Origin of the sequence: Peptostreptococcus anaerobius VPI 4330 = DSM 2949, from assembly GCF_000381525.1 — a bacterium.
Taxonomy (GTDB): Bacteria; Bacillota; Clostridia; order Peptostreptococcales; family Peptostreptococcaceae; genus Peptostreptococcus; species Peptostreptococcus anaerobius.
Map to the genome: position 1 here is coordinate 1 of NZ_KB906618.1, position 17,274 is coordinate 17,274.

The 17,274-nt window shown below is 37.6% G+C and carries 16 protein-coding genes; all 16 read left to right on the top strand.

Annotated elements, in window-relative coordinates:
- On the top strand, nucleotides 1-251 hold a 251-nt coding region (locus F823_RS0105295), incomplete at its 5' end, for a hypothetical protein (protein WP_019595461.1).
- 201 nt (nucleotides 252-452) lie between these two features.
- Nucleotides 453-1,796, top strand: a complete 1,344-nt coding sequence (rsxC, locus tag F823_RS0105300; protein ID WP_002846142.1) for an electron transport complex subunit RsxC — start codon at nucleotides 453-455, stop codon at nucleotides 1,794-1,796.
- Nucleotides 1,797-1,814: 18 nt separating this feature from the next.
- A complete protein-coding gene (locus F823_RS0105305; protein ID WP_019595462.1) occupies nucleotides 1,815-2,801 on the top strand; it encodes an RnfABCDGE type electron transport complex subunit D in 987 nt (328 codons plus the stop codon).
- Nucleotides 2,801-3,367 carry an RnfABCDGE type electron transport complex subunit G gene (locus F823_RS0105310; RefSeq protein ID WP_002846141.1) on the top strand — a complete coding sequence of 189 codons (567 nt, stop codon included), beginning with the start codon at nucleotides 2,801-2,803 and terminating at the stop codon, nucleotides 3,365-3,367. The genes F823_RS0105305 and F823_RS0105310 overlap by 1 nt, the downstream gene beginning before the upstream one ends.
- An 11-nt stretch (nucleotides 3,368-3,378) precedes the next feature.
- Nucleotides 3,379-3,972: an electron transport complex subunit RsxE gene (gene rsxE, locus F823_RS0105315; protein ID WP_002844610.1), complete on the top strand. Its 594-nt coding sequence runs from the start codon at nucleotides 3,379-3,381 to the stop codon at nucleotides 3,970-3,972.
- A 13-nt stretch (nucleotides 3,973-3,985) separates the two neighbouring features.
- The gene (gene rsxA / locus F823_RS0105320; RefSeq protein WP_002844590.1) at nucleotides 3,986-4,561 is read left to right on the top strand and encodes an electron transport complex subunit RsxA; all 576 of its coding nucleotides are present in this window, start codon (nucleotides 3,986-3,988) and stop codon (nucleotides 4,559-4,561) included.
- A gap of 15 nt (nucleotides 4,562-4,576) precedes the next feature.
- Nucleotides 4,577-5,494 carry an RnfABCDGE type electron transport complex subunit B gene (gene rnfB, locus F823_RS0105325; protein ID WP_019595463.1) on the top strand — a complete coding sequence of 306 codons (918 nt, stop codon included), beginning with the start codon at nucleotides 4,577-4,579 and terminating at the stop codon, nucleotides 5,492-5,494.
- A gap of 232 nt (nucleotides 5,495-5,726) precedes the next feature.
- Nucleotides 5,727-6,386, top strand: coding sequence for a RadC family protein (gene radC, locus F823_RS0105330; RefSeq protein WP_002846136.1), 660 nt, complete (start codon nucleotides 5,727-5,729; stop codon nucleotides 6,384-6,386).
- Nucleotides 6,387-6,628: 242 nt separating this feature from the next.
- Nucleotides 6,629-7,678: a rod shape-determining protein gene (locus F823_RS0105335; protein ID WP_002844587.1), complete on the top strand. Its 1,050-nt coding sequence runs from the start codon at nucleotides 6,629-6,631 to the stop codon at nucleotides 7,676-7,678.
- A gap of 12 nt (nucleotides 7,679-7,690) precedes the next feature.
- Nucleotides 7,691-8,572 carry a rod shape-determining protein MreC gene (gene mreC, locus F823_RS0105340; RefSeq protein ID WP_002846135.1) on the top strand — a complete coding sequence of 294 codons (882 nt, stop codon included), beginning with the start codon at nucleotides 7,691-7,693 and terminating at the stop codon, nucleotides 8,570-8,572.
- Nucleotides 8,573-8,581: 9 nt separating this feature from the next.
- Nucleotides 8,582-9,067, top strand: a complete 486-nt coding sequence (gene mreD, locus F823_RS0105345) for a rod shape-determining protein MreD (protein WP_002844586.1) — start codon at nucleotides 8,582-8,584, stop codon at nucleotides 9,065-9,067.
- A 9-nt stretch (nucleotides 9,068-9,076) separates the two neighbouring features.
- Nucleotides 9,077-12,115, top strand: a complete 3,039-nt coding sequence (locus F823_RS0105350) for a penicillin-binding transpeptidase domain-containing protein (RefSeq protein ID WP_002844613.1) — start codon at nucleotides 9,077-9,079, stop codon at nucleotides 12,113-12,115.
- Nucleotides 12,116-12,131: 16 nt separating this feature from the next.
- The gene (gene rodA, locus F823_RS0105355; RefSeq protein WP_002846132.1) at nucleotides 12,132-13,253 is read left to right on the top strand and encodes a rod shape-determining protein RodA; all 1,122 of its coding nucleotides are present in this window, start codon (nucleotides 12,132-12,134) and stop codon (nucleotides 13,251-13,253) included.
- A 33-nt stretch (nucleotides 13,254-13,286) separates the two neighbouring features.
- Nucleotides 13,287-15,161: a TIGR03960 family B12-binding radical SAM protein gene (locus tag F823_RS0105360; RefSeq protein WP_002844592.1), complete on the top strand. Its 1,875-nt coding sequence runs from the start codon at nucleotides 13,287-13,289 to the stop codon at nucleotides 15,159-15,161.
- The gene (locus F823_RS0105365) at nucleotides 15,161-15,862 is read left to right on the top strand and encodes a TIGR03936 family radical SAM-associated protein (RefSeq protein ID WP_002844589.1); all 702 of its coding nucleotides are present in this window, start codon (nucleotides 15,161-15,163) and stop codon (nucleotides 15,860-15,862) included. The genes F823_RS0105360 and F823_RS0105365 overlap by 1 nt, the downstream gene beginning before the upstream one ends.
- A gap of 3 nt (nucleotides 15,863-15,865) precedes the next feature.
- Nucleotides 15,866-17,248, top strand: coding sequence for a ribonuclease E/G (locus tag F823_RS0105370; RefSeq protein WP_002846130.1), 1,383 nt, complete (start codon nucleotides 15,866-15,868; stop codon nucleotides 17,246-17,248).
- The last annotated feature ends 26 nt before the right edge of the window (nucleotides 17,249-17,274 follow it).

The following is a 17,274-nucleotide window of genomic DNA, read 5'->3' on the forward strand; positions in this document are numbered from 1 at the left end:
AAAATATGACAAAAATAGACGAACATCTTCGAAACCGTATGAGAATAGTCATCTGGAAACAGTGGAAAACCAGTGAGAAAAGGATGTGGGGGTTAAAGAAACTTGGCGTACCCGAATGGATGGCAAGACAATCCGTAGGATTTGCAGACCATTATCAGGCGGTAGCAAAAACAGCCGGACTTCGCAAGATAACAAAAGAAATCCTCGCAAAGCGAGGACTCATTAGTTGTTTAGATTATTACATGAATTGAACCGCCGTATGCCGAACGGCACGTACGGTGGTGTGAGAGGGAGGAGAAAGTCCTCCCTACTCGATTATACTATTAAACATAAAGTGAAAAATATATATTCTGATAAACAAATATGATAAAAATTTTATAGATTTATTGATACAAATGTTGTATACTAGTATTGTATAAATTTAGTATTAGTTAAGAATAGGGGGTAACAAAATGAAGCTCTTAACTTTTAAGGGAGGTATACATCCTCCGTATGGAAAAGAGTACGCTAACAAAAAACCAATTGAGAAAGCAGCAGCGCCTGCTAAAGTTTATATCCCTCTTCAACAGCATATCGGTGCACCTGCAAAGTGTATTGTAGCAGTTGGTGATGAAGTTAAACTTGGACAGAAAATTGGTGAAGCCCAAGGCTTTGTATCTTCTAACATTCACTCTTCAGTTTCTGGAGTTGTAAAGGCAATTGAGCCATGTGGTGTTCCTGGTGGGACAGCTATGTGCGTCATAATTGAAAACGATTTTCAAGAAACTCTTCATGAGAGCGTTAAGCCAAATAAAGACGTTGAAGAATTGAGCAAAGAAGAAATTGTAGGAATTATTAAAGAGGCCGGTATAGTTGGTATGGGTGGTGCAACATTCCCTAACCACGTAAAGATATCTCCTCCACCAGACTCAAAAGCAGAATTTGTTATACTTAACGGTGCTGAGTGTGAGCCTTATCTTACAGCAGATGATAGGTTGATGGTTGAGTATCCAGAAAAAGTTGTTTACGGTCTAAGAGCGCTTTTAAAGGCATTAGATGTCAATAAAGGATTCATAGGTATTGAAGCAAACAAACCAGAAGCCTTAAAGAACGTGACTGAAGCTGCTAAACCTTATCCAGAAATTGAAGTAGTTGGAATGCAGGTTAAGTATCCAGAAGGTGCTGAAAAACAGCTTATATATGCATGTACAGGAAGAGAAGTTCCATCAGGAGCACTTCCAATAGCTGTTGGAGCAGTGGTAAGTAACGTCGCTACAGCTGCAGCAATATCAAACGCTATTAGAGAAGGTATGCCTCTAGTAGAGAGAATAACAACAGTAACAGGTCCTTGTATAAAGGAACCTAAGAATTTAATGACAAAGGTTGGAACAAAGTTCAGTGAAATAATTGAGCAGTGCGGTGGAATCAAGGAAGGCGTAACAGCATCTAAGCTAATCGCCGGTGGTCCTATGATGGGTCTTGCACAGTATACTTCTGACATATCTACTAACAAGGGTTCTTCAGGTATCCTAATATTGCCAGAAGAAATGGCTGTAGCACCAGAACAGATGAACTGTATCAAGTGTGGTAGATGTACAGACGTATGTCCAGCATTCCTTCAACCATTATTTATAAGTGCATATTCGTTAAAGAATAATTTTGACGAAGCGGAAAAGCATAGGGCTATGGATTGTATAGAGTGCGGTTCATGTTCATACATTTGCCCAGCTAGAAGGTTATTACTTCCTTCTATAAGACAGGCAAAGAGAGAAATAGGCGCAAAGAGAAGAAAAGCTCAAGCAGCACAGAAGAAATAATAGTTAGGGGGAAAAATGATGAATAATAAATTGATAGTATCTTCTTCACCTCATATTAGGACAAATCAAGATACTTCATACATAATGAAACAAGTTTTACTTGCATTACTTCCAGCTACTCTAGCAGGTGTATACTACTTTAGAGTACAGGGTATAGTGACAATATTAGCTTGTGTAATCGGAGCAGTATGTTCTGAGTGGTTATATTGCAAAATAACAAAGAAGCCTTCAACAATAGGTGACTATTCAGCAGTGGTTACAGGTTTATTGTTAGCTTTTAACGTGCCTGCAGGTCTTCCTATATGGATGTGCATATTTGGTGCAATATTCTCAATAATAGTTGTAAAAATGGTATTCGGTGGTATAGGATTCAACTTCCTTAACCCAGCTCTTGCAGGTAGAGCCTTCTTATTGGCTTCTTTCCCAGTAGCTATGACTACATGGTTAAAGCCAGGTGCTAACCCAGATGCGGTTACTACTGCAACTCCTCTAAGCTTCTTAAAGCTAGCAGGTGCAGAGGGAATGGGAAGTGCAACAGATGCACTTACTAGGATACATGGAGCAAACATAAGTATAGCTGATATGTTCATGGGTAACATAGGTGGTACAATAGGTGAAACATGCTCATTGCTTTTAATATTAGGTGGAGTATACCTAATCTATAAGGGAATAATATCATATGTTATGCCTGCTACATATATCTGTCTAGTAGTTGTACTTACATTTATATTTGGCGGATTCAATGCAGAATTTGCAATCTATCAGGCATTTGCAGGTGGTTTGTTACTTGGTGGTTTCTTCATGTTGACAGACTACACTACATCTCCAATGACTAAAAAGGGTCAGATAATATATGCAGCAATTGCAGCAGTGATAGCTACTTGTATCAGACTATGGGGTGGATATCCAGAAGGTGTATCTTACTCAATCTTATTTGCAAACTGTCTAGTTCCACTAATAGACAAGTATGTACACAACAGAGTATTCGGGGAGGTGCGTAAATAATGAATAGTATGGTTAAAATAGGAACAACATTATTTGCATTCTCAGCAATAGCAGCTGGTCTACTAGCTGGTACAAACCAGATGACAGCTCCGAAGATAGCAGAGCTTAATGAGAAGGCCAACAACGAAGCAAGAATGCAGGTTCTTCCAGAAGCTAAAGAATTCAAAAAGGTAGAAGAAGGCCAGTACAAGTCAGCAGGTGCTGCTACTGTAAGAGAAGTATTCGAAGGTAGTAACGGTTCTGAAAAGGCTGGTTATACAATAAAGGCTGCTCCATCAGGTTACGGTGGTGAAGTCGAAATAACAATCGGTATATCAAAAGATGGAAAGATTTCCGGTGTTTCAATAGGTAACAACTCAGAAACTCCTGGTCTAGGTGCCAAGTCAGCTGATCCAGCTTTCAATGGTCAGTACAAGGGTAAGGCAGCCAAGCCAATCGAAGTTATAAAAGCTGGTAACCCAGCTGATAACCAAATAAAAGCAATATCTGGTGCAACAATAACATCTAAGGCAGTAACTAGCGGTGTTAACGATGCAATCAAGGTATTTGATACATTAAACAAATAGGGGGAGATAAGATGAGTAATTTAATAAAGATATTAAAAAACGGTATAATCGATGAGAACCCTACATTTGTTCAGGTAATAGGTATGTGTCCAACACTAGCCGTTACAAGTTCAGCAATAAATGGTATAGGTATGGGGTTGTCTACAGCAGTGGTACTTTCTTGTTCAAACTTGGCGATATCACTTCTTAGAAAGATAGTACCAGATAAGATAAGAATACCATGTTTCGTAGTAGTTATAGCTACATTCGTTACAATAGTACAGATGATGTTAAAGGCTTATATGCCAGCACTTGATGCCGCACTTGGTCTTTACATTCCGCTTATAGTTGTTAACTGTTTGATACTTGCAAGAGCAGAAGCTTATGCTTGTAAGAATAAGCCAGTTGATTCATTCGTAGACGGTATAGGAATGGGTCTTGGTTTTACACTTGGTCTTACAGCTCTAGGTGCAGTTAGAGAAATATTAGGAGCAGGAAGCATCTTCGGATTCGTATTCCTTCCAGCTCAGTTTAACACATTGTTATTCATATTACCTCCAGGAGCTTTCTTAACTCTAGGATTCTTGATGGCGATATTTAACAAAGTGACAAAGAAAAAAGCGTAAAGGGGTGTAGAGATTGAAATTAATATTATTATTCTTATATATAGTACTTGTTAATAATGTTATAACTTCTCAGTTCTTGGGTATATGTCCATTCTTGGGTGTATCTAAGAAGACTGATACAGCTATCGGTATGGGTGTAGCAGTTACATTCGTTATAGCGCTTGCATCAGTTATAACTTATTTCATACAGATGGTTTTAGATAAATTTGGTATTGGATACCTACAGACAATAGCATTTATACTTGTTATTGCTTCTATAGTTCAGTTCGTTGAAATGGTAATAAAGAAGTCATCTCCATCGCTTTACCAGGCGCTTGGTGTTTACCTTCCTCTTATCACAACAAACTGTGCCGTGTTAGGTATTGCTATTGTTAATATAACAAAGGGTTACAATCTAATTGAAACTCTAATAAACGGTGTGGGAGCTGGTATTGGCTTCACACTTTCAATAGTAATATTTGCAGGTATCAGAGAAAGACTTGAATTGGCAGACATACAGGAAGCTTTTGAGGGATTCCCAATAACATTGATTTCTGCGAGTCTAATGTCAATAGCCTTTCTAGGATTCACAGGTTTAATTAAATTATAAGGGGGGTACTAGAGAATGCTAATTGTATATGCGGTAGTAGTACTAGGTGTACTTGGTTTGATCTTTGGTATGATCCTTGATTTCGCTTCAAAGAAGTTTGCTGTAGAAGTAGACCCAAAAGAAGCTGAAGTATTAGAAGTATTGCCAGGAGCAAACTGTGGTGGTTGTGGATTCCCAGGTTGTGGAGGTCTTGCAGCTGCTATAGCTAAGGGAGAAGCACCAGTTAATGGCTGTCCAGTTGGTGGAGCAGGCGTTGCAGAAAAAGTTGCAGCAATAATGGGTGTTGATGCCGGTTCAGGAGAAAAGTTAGTTGCTAATGTAAGATGTAAGGGCACATGTGAAGCTACTAAGAATAAATATGAATATAGTGGTATACAGGATTGTAGGGCTGCAGCATCTCTTATAGGAGGTCCTAAGGGATGTTCTTATGGATGTTTAGGTCTTGGAACTTGTGTACAGGTTTGTAAGTTCGATGCTATCCACGTTATAGATGGAGTTGCTGTAGTTGACGAAGAAAAGTGCGTTAACTGTGGTAAGTGTATCGATATATGTCCTAAGGGGCTTATTGAACGTAAGCCAGCTAACAAGGCTGTTACAGTTCAGTGTAAGTCAAATGACTTTGGTAAGGCAGTAAAGGAAAATTGTTCAGTTGGTTGTATAGGTTGTGGTATCTGTTTCAAGGAATGTCCTTTCGATGCTATAATCTTTGAAAACAAGCTAGCACAGATCGATTATGACAAGTGTAAGCAATGTAACAAGTGTGCAATGAAGTGTCCTACTAAGGTTATTAAGCCAAAGGAAAGAAAAAAACCAGCTCCAAAGCCAGCTCCAAAGCCAGCTGAAGCAGTAGCTCCTAAGACAGAAGCTAAGCCAGCAGAGGTTAAGGAAGAGGCTAAGACAGTTGAAGCAACTGATGAAAAACAGGGTAACTAGTCTTAACTAATATAAAATAAAAAGATCCTTGGGATTTCCTAAGGGTCTTTTTTATATGCTTTTAAAATTTTGTGTATGCAACCGTGTATATGTGATTCTTGTATATATGGCTTGTGTAAGCCACATGGCCTATAAGACCTTATTTTGGTTTAAAAAATTATCCTTAGTGTCTATATAACTACAAAATATATAAGTTGGAGGACACGCTGTGAAAAATATAAGGATAAGAGAAATGAACGATGATGAAAGACCTGTGGAGAAAATGATAAAAAAAGGAGTCAAATACCTAAATAACTCTGAGTTACTGGCTATACTGATAAGGACTGGAAGTAGAAATGACAGTGCTATTAGTCTATCTACAAAGATACTAGCTAAAACTGATAAGGGTATCAGGGGCTTGGTAGATATGACTATAGAAGACCTGTGTATGATAGAGGGTATAGGACCTACAAAGGCTACCATAATAAAGGCTGCCCTTGAACTTGGGTCTAGGGTGTCTGGATATATTCCTAAAAACTACAAAATCAAAAACCCATGGGACATATATTCTTTTTATATGGAAGAGATGAGGTACCTAAAGAAAGAAGTATTCAAGGTAGTATTACTCAACACCAAAAATGAAATAATAAGCGACATTAACATATCTATTGGCAGTCTTAATTATTCTATTGTGCATCCTAGAGAGGTATTTACAGAAGCTATAAAAAAGAGCGCAAACTCTATAATACTTATGCACAACCATCCATCAGGCAATCCTAATCCTTCACTAGAGGATATAAACGTGACCAAGAGGCTGAGAGAATCTGGTGAAATACTGGGCATAGAGGTACTCGATCACGTCATTATAGGAGAAGGGGTTTACTACAGCCTTAAGGAAGAGGACGATATCTAAGGAAATGGAAGTTTTTAAGTGGTTTACTTATGTTGACACGCCTATATGTCTGACGTATAATATAAATTAGTATAGTATGTTAGAATAAAATTCAAGTATGAGAAAATGTATTATCTATATAAGTTTTTGGTCTTGTAAAATAGCAATATTTTATAAGTAGACAAGTATTTTGGAGCGAAACCGATAAAAATATATAGATAGGCACATTCAAATAGTACTTAACTATAAAATAGGAGGATGTTATGGGTTTCTTTAGTAAATTATTCGGTACAAAGGTAAACAACATTATAACAAATGATATGGCTATAGATCTTGGTACTGCCAACACGCTTGTATATATCAAGGGTCAGGGAATAGTGGTGGATGAACCATCAGTAGTAGCTATAAGAGAGGACAATAATGAAATACTAGCTGTAGGTAACGAGGCTAGAGAGATGATGGGAAGGACGCCAGAGAACATCTTAGCAATTCAGCCAGTTAAAGAGGGTGTTATATCAGATTTTGAAGCAACTCAGGCTATGATGAGTTATTTTATACAGAAGGGATCAAAGGGACTAGTAAGTCCTAGGATTATAGTGTGTGTTCCTTATGGCATAACAAAGGTTGAGAGAAAGGCTATCGAGGAGGCAGCTATGCAGTCTGGCGGTAGAGAGATATTTATATTAGATGAACCTATGGCAGCAGCTATAGGAGCAAAACTAAATGTCAACGACCCAGAAGGCAATATGATAGTGGATATTGGTGGTGGAACTTCTGAAATTGCAGTTATATCACTTGGTGGGGTAGTTGCAGCCAATTCAATAAGAATAGGTGGGGACGAGTTCAATTCAGCAATAGAAAATTATGTTAGAAGAGAATATAACATTGTAATAGGTACTAGAACTGCAGAGATAATTAAGCTTGAAATAGGTTCAGCCTATCCAGGTGACAAGGAAATGGAAATGAACGTAAGTGGTAGGGATATTATGACAGGCCTGCCTAGAACTATAACAATAGGCTCTACAGAAGTTAGGGAAGCCTTGAGAACTCAGATTGAAGAGGTAATAGAAGCTATAAGGACTACTCTTGAACAGACACCTCCAGAATTGGCGTCTGATATATTGGACAAGGGTATATTTTTAACAGGTGGAGGATCTCTTCTTAGGGGTCTTGATAAGCTGATAAATGTTGAGACCTCGCTTGATGTCAAGGTAGCTGAAAATCCACTTATGGCGGTTGCACTTGGAGCAGGGGCAGCAGTGGAAAATGAAGACATATTCCATAGCATAGTAATGATGAATCAAGAGAGTTAGTTGGTGGTATAGTTGAAGTTAAGTAAAAATGAAAGAAGGAAGCTAACAACTAAGGGACTATTGTCTACTATTGTCATAGTAGTAGTTCTTGGTGTTACAGCCATTTCATTTTCAAATGGCGGAAGAGTTGATCAGATAGAAAATAGTGGAATACACCAATTTTTCTATGGATTTGGCAAGCACATTAATAGGGTCCTTGATTTTGGTCAGGGATTTGTTAGCGATATTATATACTTTAGGCATAATTCACGCAAGTTGAAGGAAGTAGAGGCCCAAAACGACAAGCTAAAGAAGGAGATTATTGATCTAAAGGGAGATGGAGAAAAGATGGAATCTCTAGATAGACTCAAAAAATCCCTTAACTATGTCAGTAGTGACTCTAGAAATGAATTGGTATCTGCAAGTATTATAGGTAAGAATGATGGAGACTGGTACAAGTCTTTTATAATAGATGCTGGTTCGGATGCAGGTGTTTCAAAAAATAGTATTGTTATAAATGACAAGGGTGTAGTGGGCATTGTCTATAGTGTGAGTAATAGGTATTCTAAGTCTATAAGTCTGGTTGATTCCAGGGCATCTGTTAGCTTTAAGGTACCTGGAGAAAGTGACAAAAATGGTGTTATCACAACATCTTCAATGGTTGGTAATGCAGATTTTACGGATGTTGACAAGCTTTTGAGGGGATATATGTTCGATTCAAAATCAAAAATCAAGACAGGAGACTTGATAGTTACATCTGGAGTTGGTCTTTATCCTGAGAACATACCTATTGGAAAGATAACTAGTGTGAATTATGATAAAAATAAGTCCATGAAGATAATAAAGGTAAGGCCTAATGTTGATTTTAAAAAACTAAATGACGTAAGTATAATTCCTCCAAGAAGGACAGAATAGGAGGCCAGTATGAAAAATATTATGCTATTTATTATAGGAGTGGTTATCCTTTTATTGGAGACCTTCCTTACTAACTTTTTAAATGCTAGTGTAAGTATAAATTTTCTACTCGTATTCATAATTTTGATTTCACTTTATTATGATAAGAACTATTCGCTTGTTTTAGGAGGAATTTTAGGTTTAATAAGCGATTTGGTTTCAGGGGGGATAATAGGTGTTACAGGAGTTCTTTTCCTTGCGACATCATACTTTATTTCCAGCATAGAGAAGTCTATATTCAAGGATGACAAAAAAATCATATGCCTTTTGGTGTATATAGTTAGTGCGGGCTACTCCTTGCTAAATGGTGTAGTGTCTGCTATATTTTTTGTTCCACCATCCTTGTTTGTAGCTCTACTTAAGATGATTATAGTATTTCCAATATTAAATTCTTTAATAGCTTTTGTAGCCTATACTTTATTTGAAGATAGGCTGAAGAAATTGAGAGAAGATTAGGGGGGTAAAATGAACAAAGATACATTATTAAAGTCTAGGCTTAAGACCTTAAACAAGGTGATTTTTGTTATTCTAGCCCTGATATTAGTGAAGATAGTCTATATGACTACAATAGAGGGGGACCAGTATGTAGACCTAGCCAATCAGAAGACCTACAAGAGGATAATGGTTCAGGCACCCAGGGGTGAGATTAAGGATAGGAACGGTATCGTACTTGCTGGGAACACTCCAGAGTTTACCGTGCAGATTGTAGGCGATTCATTTAACCAAAAGGGTGTTGACAATGACGAGTACCAAAACAAGACAGCCTATTCACTGGTTAGGATACTGGAAAAAAACGAGGAAAAGTATGAAGATGACTTTCCTATATTTATAGAGGCTGGTAGGTATAGGTACACTTATGACAAAAAAATAGAGGAATTCAAGAGTGAAAATGGAATTCCAAAAAACTACAGTCCAAAGCAGTGTTTCTACTATATTACGGACTCTTTGATAAAAAATGGGCTGCTTTCCCTTGCTGATAGGGAAAAAAATCCAGTAGACCTCCAGTCCAAGATGAATTCACTTGGCTACTACCCGCCTATATTGGTGTCTACATGGCAATTTACAGAGGATAAGAACAAGATAGACTGGTTGGAAAGCTACAAGTTAGACTCAAAGACAGAGGCTGGAGATGCCTTTAAGAAGATTAGGGACTCCTATTACAAGATAGACAAGTCCATATCAGATAGAGAAGCTAGAAAGATAATGATAGTAAGAAACCTACTAAAGTCCAATATATATACACAGTATAATCCTGTGACCTTGGCAAAAGGTATAAAGAAAGAAACAGTTGCCCAGATTGAAGAAAATTCAATGAACTTGTCAGGTGTTTCTGTTGCAGTCAAACAAAAGAGGGTATATCCAAACAAAAACCTAGCCTCACACGTATTGGGTTATGTAGGGAAGATACCTTCTTCAAAGCAGCAAGAACTTTTGACAAAAGGTTACTCCAGTGATAGCAATATAGGGCTTTCTGGTGTAGAGCATAGTTTTGAAGAAAAGCTAAAAGGAAAAGATGGATATAAGGAAGTAAAGGTTGATAGCGTAGGTAGGGTGATCAATGAGATGAAGTCTGTAAGCCCTGTTTCTGGGTCCAGTCTTTACCTTACTATAGATTCAAAGCTACAAACAGTTGCAGAAGAGTCATTAGAAAGAGCTATAAATTCTGCTAGAACTGGTTCAACATTTAAAAGTCAGTTCGGAGATATAAGTATAGGTGACGTAGGGCCAAAAGCTAAATCAGGTGCTATAGTAGCAATGGATGTTTCTAGTGGAGATGTGCTTGCTATGTCAAGTTTTCCAAATTACGATCCTAATAAGTTTGCAGAAGGCATAAGTGCTAGTGACTACAACAACTACCTGCCTAAGAACCAAAATGACTTGTTGGCTCCGAATCCATTATTAAACTTGGCTACACAGGGGGCCTTCCAGCCGGGTTCAACATTTAAGCTGATAACAGCTATGGCAGCTCTTGAGTCAGGTCTAAACCCAGAATATACTATAAATGATCCGGGTGTTATAAGAATGGGTAATAGGAACTTTGCCGATTATATATGGCATAAGTCCAGAAAAGGCCATGGTATTGAAAACCTGTATAAGGCAATACAAGAGTCTTGTAACGTGTATTTTTATATAATCGGTAGTGACAAAAACTGGCTCACAGGTCAGGACCTAAACCTAGGCATGGGTGCTAAAAAGATATTAGACTATGCTAAAAAGTTTGGTCTAGACCAAGAGACGGGGCTTGAAGGCCAGTTGGAACAGAGAAATGGTAAGGTTCCTAGTGAAGAGCAAAAGATAGAAAAGACAAAAATTCAGATGAAACTTGCTATAGAAAAGACAATGAAGGATCATTTTGAAGGAATAGACTACACCAAAAATAATGACCTTTTTGAGAACAAGGTAGAAGAGATAGTATCTTGGATAGATGAAGACAAACCTGTAGGAAGATCTGAGGCTATAACCAGGCTAAAAAAACTAGGTGTAAAGTCTCAATATGTAACAGATGATGCAGATTATCTAGTATTCTCTTATATAAATTATGCAAAATGGGGTGTTGGTGATACCTTTAACTTGTCTATAGGGCAGGGTGAGAATGCATACAATCCCGTACAGATTGCAAGATATGTATCTGCAATAGCCAATGGTGGATATCTGGTAAATGTAAATGTAGTAAATAAGTCGGAATCTCCAAATGGCAAGATAGGCGAAGAGGCAAATAGAAGGTTAGACAAGATAAGCTTTAAAAACGATAAGAATCTAGAAGACTTGAAAATAGGTATGGTCAGGGTTTCTCAGCAAGGTCTAGCCAAGAAGGCTTTTGAAAACTTCCCTATAAAGGTTGCGTCTAAGACAGGTACAGCTGAGAAAACTGGTAAGATTCCAACTGACAATGAGTTTGCATACTTGATGTCTCATTTGGCTTCTTATAAGGTTGAAAAGGACAAGGTAATAGCCAAGTATGAAGAACTTAAGACAGAGAAAGAACAGGAATTAACTAAGAACAAAATAGAGGAATTAAAGAAAAAGATAGCTAGTCCACAAACTAGTAAAGATGACAAAGAAAAGTATGAAAAAGAGCTTAAAAATGGAGTAAGGGTCAAATTAGATAATACAGACAAGATTAATTCTTTTTATCTAAGAAAGGCTATAAAGCTACTTAACCACAAGCTTACAAATGAAGATATTGATAGTTTTAAGGAAAACTATGGTTCATTCGCTTGGTGTGTTGCATTTGCTCCAGCAGATAATCCTAAAATAGCAGTTGCGTGTATGATACCACAGGGAGAATCCTCCTCATATGCAGTGCTACCTATCAGGGAGGTCTTAGGATCATACTTTAAGTTAAAACCTAATCTTGATAAAAAAGAAGCAGACAAAAAATCCGATAATGACAAGAATAGGTCAAATAAAAACGATCAAGAAGAGACAAATGAAAATGACCATATAGGCTCATCTAATAATGAAGATAGGACAAATGGCTATGGTCTTGAGGGTGTAGACTAAAAGAGAGAAGGGAATTATGAAAAAACTTGAATACAGGAAAAAACTTAAAATATTAAGAAATATTGACTGGAAGCTTATATCAATAGTTTTGGTGATTTTCTTCTCAGGTCTTATAGTTCTGAGCAGTGCCACTCACGCAAATCTGACGGGGAACTTTACCCAAATATATAAGCAGTTGCTGGCCTTTGTGATGGGTACACTTATAATAGCTGTCTTTATGATGATAGATTATAACAGCATAGGTAAACACTACAAGGAGCTCTATGTAATAAGCTTGGCACTTTTGGTACTAGTTTTGATACCAGGTATAGGCGATGTCCAGTTTGGTGCTAGGTCATGGATCCGTATAGGTAGCTTTAACTTACAGACTTCCGAGATAGTAAAGACTACCTTTATATTGAGCTATGCCTATATAATTGATAAGAATAAGAAAAATATAAACGATTTAAAGACTTTGTTTCTATTGGTCGTCTATGCATTTCCCTTTATAGGACTACTGCTTAGCCAGCCTGATTTAGGAACTGCAATAGTATTTTCTGTTATGATATTCTTCATGCTGTATGCGGCAGGACTTAACAATAAAATACTTAGAAATGTTGTAATAGTAATGGTTATATTGGCGCCTATTATGTATTTTTTGATGGCACCACACCAGAGGATTAGGATAGTTAACTTCTTTAACCCAGAGGCTATGAGTAACTATCAAGTGTTGCAGTCTATGATAGCTATTGGTTCAGGAGGAATATTTGGAAAAGGACTTTACAATGGGTCTCAAAACCAAGAGTCATTTCTACCTGTTAGGGACAGTGACTTTATATTTGCAGTTGTGGGAGAGGAGTTTGGCCTGATAGGAATGCTATTTTTTATAGTCCTATTTGTACTTCTAATCACTAGACTCTTAATGATAGCAAAAAAATCAAAAAATACCTATGGAAGTTTGGTTATAGCTGGTATAACAGGTATGTTTACCTACCAGATAATACAAAATATAGGTATGACAGTAGGTTTGATGCCAGTAACAGGGGTTACCCTACCATTTGTAAGTTACGGGGGCAGTTCTCTGCTTACATCTATGGCCAATATAGGCATTGTCTTAAATATATGTCTTAGAAGAAAGAGAATGGGCTTGTATTCATAAAATACTAGCCCTTGTTCAAAAAGGAGAAGAACTTTGTATAATTATTTAAAGCACGAAAAGGTCGATATAAAAAAAATACTTAAAAAGGTTGAAAAACCTGCCAGATACCTAGGTAATGAATTTAATACCATACACAAGAATACAGATGTAGAGGGCATGATAAGGTATGCTCATTGCTTTCCAGATATATATGAGGTTGGTATGAGCCACTTGGGTAGTCATATTCTCTATAATTCTTTGAATTTGGATGATGATGTCTATTGCGAGAGGGTCTACGCACCTGCTATAGACATGGAAGAGATGATGAGAGAAAATAAGATAAAACTTTTTGCCCTAGAGTCTAGGCAGTCTATAAGGTATTTTGACTTTGTGACATTTTCCCTACAGTATGAGATGTGCTATACAAATATACTAAATATGATGGACCTTGCTGGAATTCCTATCTTTAGGAAGGACAGATCAAAGGAAGACCCCTTTATAATGGTTGGTGGTTCATGTGCCTACAATGTAGAACCTATAGCTGATTTTGTAGACATAGTAGTCCTTGGAGAAGGAGAAGAGTTAAATAGGGAGGTAGTCAGAGCCTATAAAAAATGGATGCTTACAGACCCTTATGAGAGAGGGCTTACAAGAGAGGACTTTTTTAAGGAAATCGTAGAAATTGATGGTGTCTATATACCTTCATTTTACGAGTTTGACTACTATGAAGATGGTAGGGTAAGAGAACTAAAAAAGTTGTACGACAAGGCTCCTGACAGACCTAGAAAGAGGATAATTGAGAATATGGATCTTGTGGAATATCCTGAAAAGGTCATAGTTCCCTTTATTGAGACAATACACGATAGGATAGTCCTAGAACTATTTAGGGGCTGCACTAGGGGGTGTAGGTTCTGTCAGGCGGGTATGATTTACAGGCCTATCAGAGAAAAGTCTCTAGATAGACTAAAGTCAATAGTGGATAATATGGTCAAGAATACCGGCTATGATGAAATATCCCTGTCTTCTCTTAGCACAAGTGACTACTCGCATATAAGTGAGATTGCAGAATACTTGGTAGAAGAGTACGCTGACCAAAATATAGGAGTTTCCCTGCCTTCTCTTAGGTTAGACAATTTCTCTATGGATCTTGCTGATAAGGTCCAGCAGGTTAGAAAGACTGGTCTCACCTTTGCACCAGAGGCAGGTAGCCAGAGGATGAGAGATGTAATAAACAAGGGAGTAACGGAACAAGACCTAAGAAATGCTGTATCACGTGCCTTTGAAATGGGTTGGAAGTCTGTAAAACTATACTTTATGATAGGACTTCCTACAGAAACATACGAAGATCTTGACGGTATAAGAGACCTTGCCTATGAGGTAATAAATATATACAAGGAAATTAATGGTGGAATCAGGGGTAAATTCAATGTTACAGTATCTACATCTACCTTTGTACCTAAACCATTTACACCATTCCAGTGGCACCCACAGGACAACCAGCAGATGATAAGGGATAAGCAAAAACACCTTGTATCAGTCCTAAGACACGGCAATATAAAATACAACTACCACGATTCGCCAACTAGCCTTATGGAGGCAGTATTTGCCAGGGGTGATAGGAGATTATCTCAGGTATTATATGAAGTCTTCAAGAGGGGGGCCAAGTTTGACGGATGGGGCCAGCACTTTAGCCTTGATAGGTGGCTAGAGTCCATGGAGGTAGCAGGATTAGACCCATATTTTTATGCTTATAGGGATAGGGACTACGATGAGATATTCCCATGGGACCACATAGATGTAGGTGTAAGTAAGGAATTTTTGATAAGAGAAAATGAACTTGCTAAAAAGAACACGATTACAGCTGACTGCAGGCATGGCTGTAGGGGTTGTGGAGTAAATACAAATGATATAGGAAGGGGGCTATGTTAATGTCAATCACAATGAGAGTAAAATATATAAAGATAAAAGACATGATCTACATATCCCACCTAGATGTTCAGTCCTTGTTTCAGAGGGCTTTTAGAAGGGCTGGAATAAGTTTATCATACTCACAGGGTTATAATCCACATCCAAAGATGAGCTATGGTAATGCCTTGGCCCTAGGTGTTGAAAGTTACGGAGAATATGTGGATATAGATATAGAAAACGACATATCAGAAGAAGAATTGATGACTAGTATAAATGCTCAGTTACCAGAGGGGATAAAGTTTGTCAAATGCCTGAGAAGAGACGGGTCTGAGAGGGCATTGGCATCAAATATAGAGTATGGTGACTATGAGTTCTATGTGGATAACTTAAGAGACTATAGTCTCGAATGTTTAAAAGATAAGCTTGATTACTTCTTAAACCAAGAAGAGATCCTAGTTACAAAGAAAAATAAGAAGAAGCAACTAGTCGAGGTGGATATAAGACCAATGATTCAAAAGTTATATCCAATAGATATAATAGAGGGGAGACTCCATATAGGGGCCCTACTTGCAACGGGTTCTAAGCAAAATTTAAATACAAATGTGTTTTTACCATGTATTTTGGCTTACTTGGACATTGAGCTCGATTATTTGGACGTAGATATCATAAGAAATGACCTGTATATGTATATTGGCTCAAGCTTAGTCAAGCCTATGGAGTAGGCCATGAAGAGATACTATATAGAGGATTTCGTCAATTCTAGGAAGTTGGCAGTTATGGATGATGGTGACCTAGTAGACCTAGTAATAGAGAAAAATGATGCTTTTGTCAGGATCAAGGACATATATGCTGGAAGGGTAGAAAGGGTGCTTCCGGGCATGGAGGCCTGCTTTGTAGATATAGGTTCAGATATATCTGGCTACCTAAAGCTTGGACAAAGTAGCACACTAAAGGTTGGTGACAGGGTCTTGGTCCAAGTCAAAAAGTCTGACAAGGAAAACAAGAGACTTAGCCTAGACCTCGAGATATCCTTGACTGGAAGGGGACTTGTTTATATTGGTGGTCTTAAAAAACCAGTGTTTTCAAAGTCCATAAAAGATTCAAGCCAAAGGTCCAGGATAAGGTCTATACTTCCATCACCTGAGTATCTTGTAAGGACTAGGGCACAGTATATGCTAGACCAAGATTTGATAAAAGAGGCTGGTATATTGGAGAGAGACTATCAAGATGTTTTGGATTCTTTTAAGAAAAATAGGAGGATTGGCCTATTAAGACCAGCCCAATCTATGGTACTGGAATATGTAGGTGATAATATAGGTGCAGATCAAGATGAAGGATCTTCTGATGAGATAGACAGGATAGTATACAGTGTGTATGGTATAGAAGAGGACTTTAATAAGGACCTGAGGGCATACTTAAAGACTATTTCTAGCGACCTATTGTTGAAACTAGACAAGAAAAAAAATACGGATATATTTGAAGCCTATGGTATCAACACACGGATAGGGAGATTATTGTCTAAGAGGGTGGATACAGAGCAAGGACCCTATATCATAATTGATAGGACAGAGGCCCTTAATATAATAGATGTCAATACAGGTAGTTTTGTAGGCTATAGTGACTATGAAACTACTGTTACAATGGCCAACAAGATAGCTGCCAAGGAAATAGTAAGGCAGATACTGATGAGAGATTTAAGTGGCATAATACTTGTTGATTTTATAGATATGAAGGACAAGTCAGTAAGAGACAGCCTAATAGATATTATAAATCAAGGTCTTTCTGTAGATGAGAGAAAATTTAAAGTCCATGGTTATACAAGACTGGGCCTGCTAGAGATATCCAGGTCTAGAAAGTCCAAGTCTATACTTGACTATTACGAAGATATTGACCCAAAGAACCTTTCTAGAATCAAGTCACTTGATTCTGTCATTGACGAGATTGAGAGGAGGGTACAAATAGAGGTATACCATAAGCAAAATTATGATATCAAGTTATGTGATATCCTATATGAATACAGGTTGGTTGAAATAGAAGAAATATTTAAATCATGTCAGGGCATGATCAAAAAAATGGAAGTTAGGTACAATGTGAATATTGAAAAATAGTTGTATTTTTAGATACTTGGAGGTTA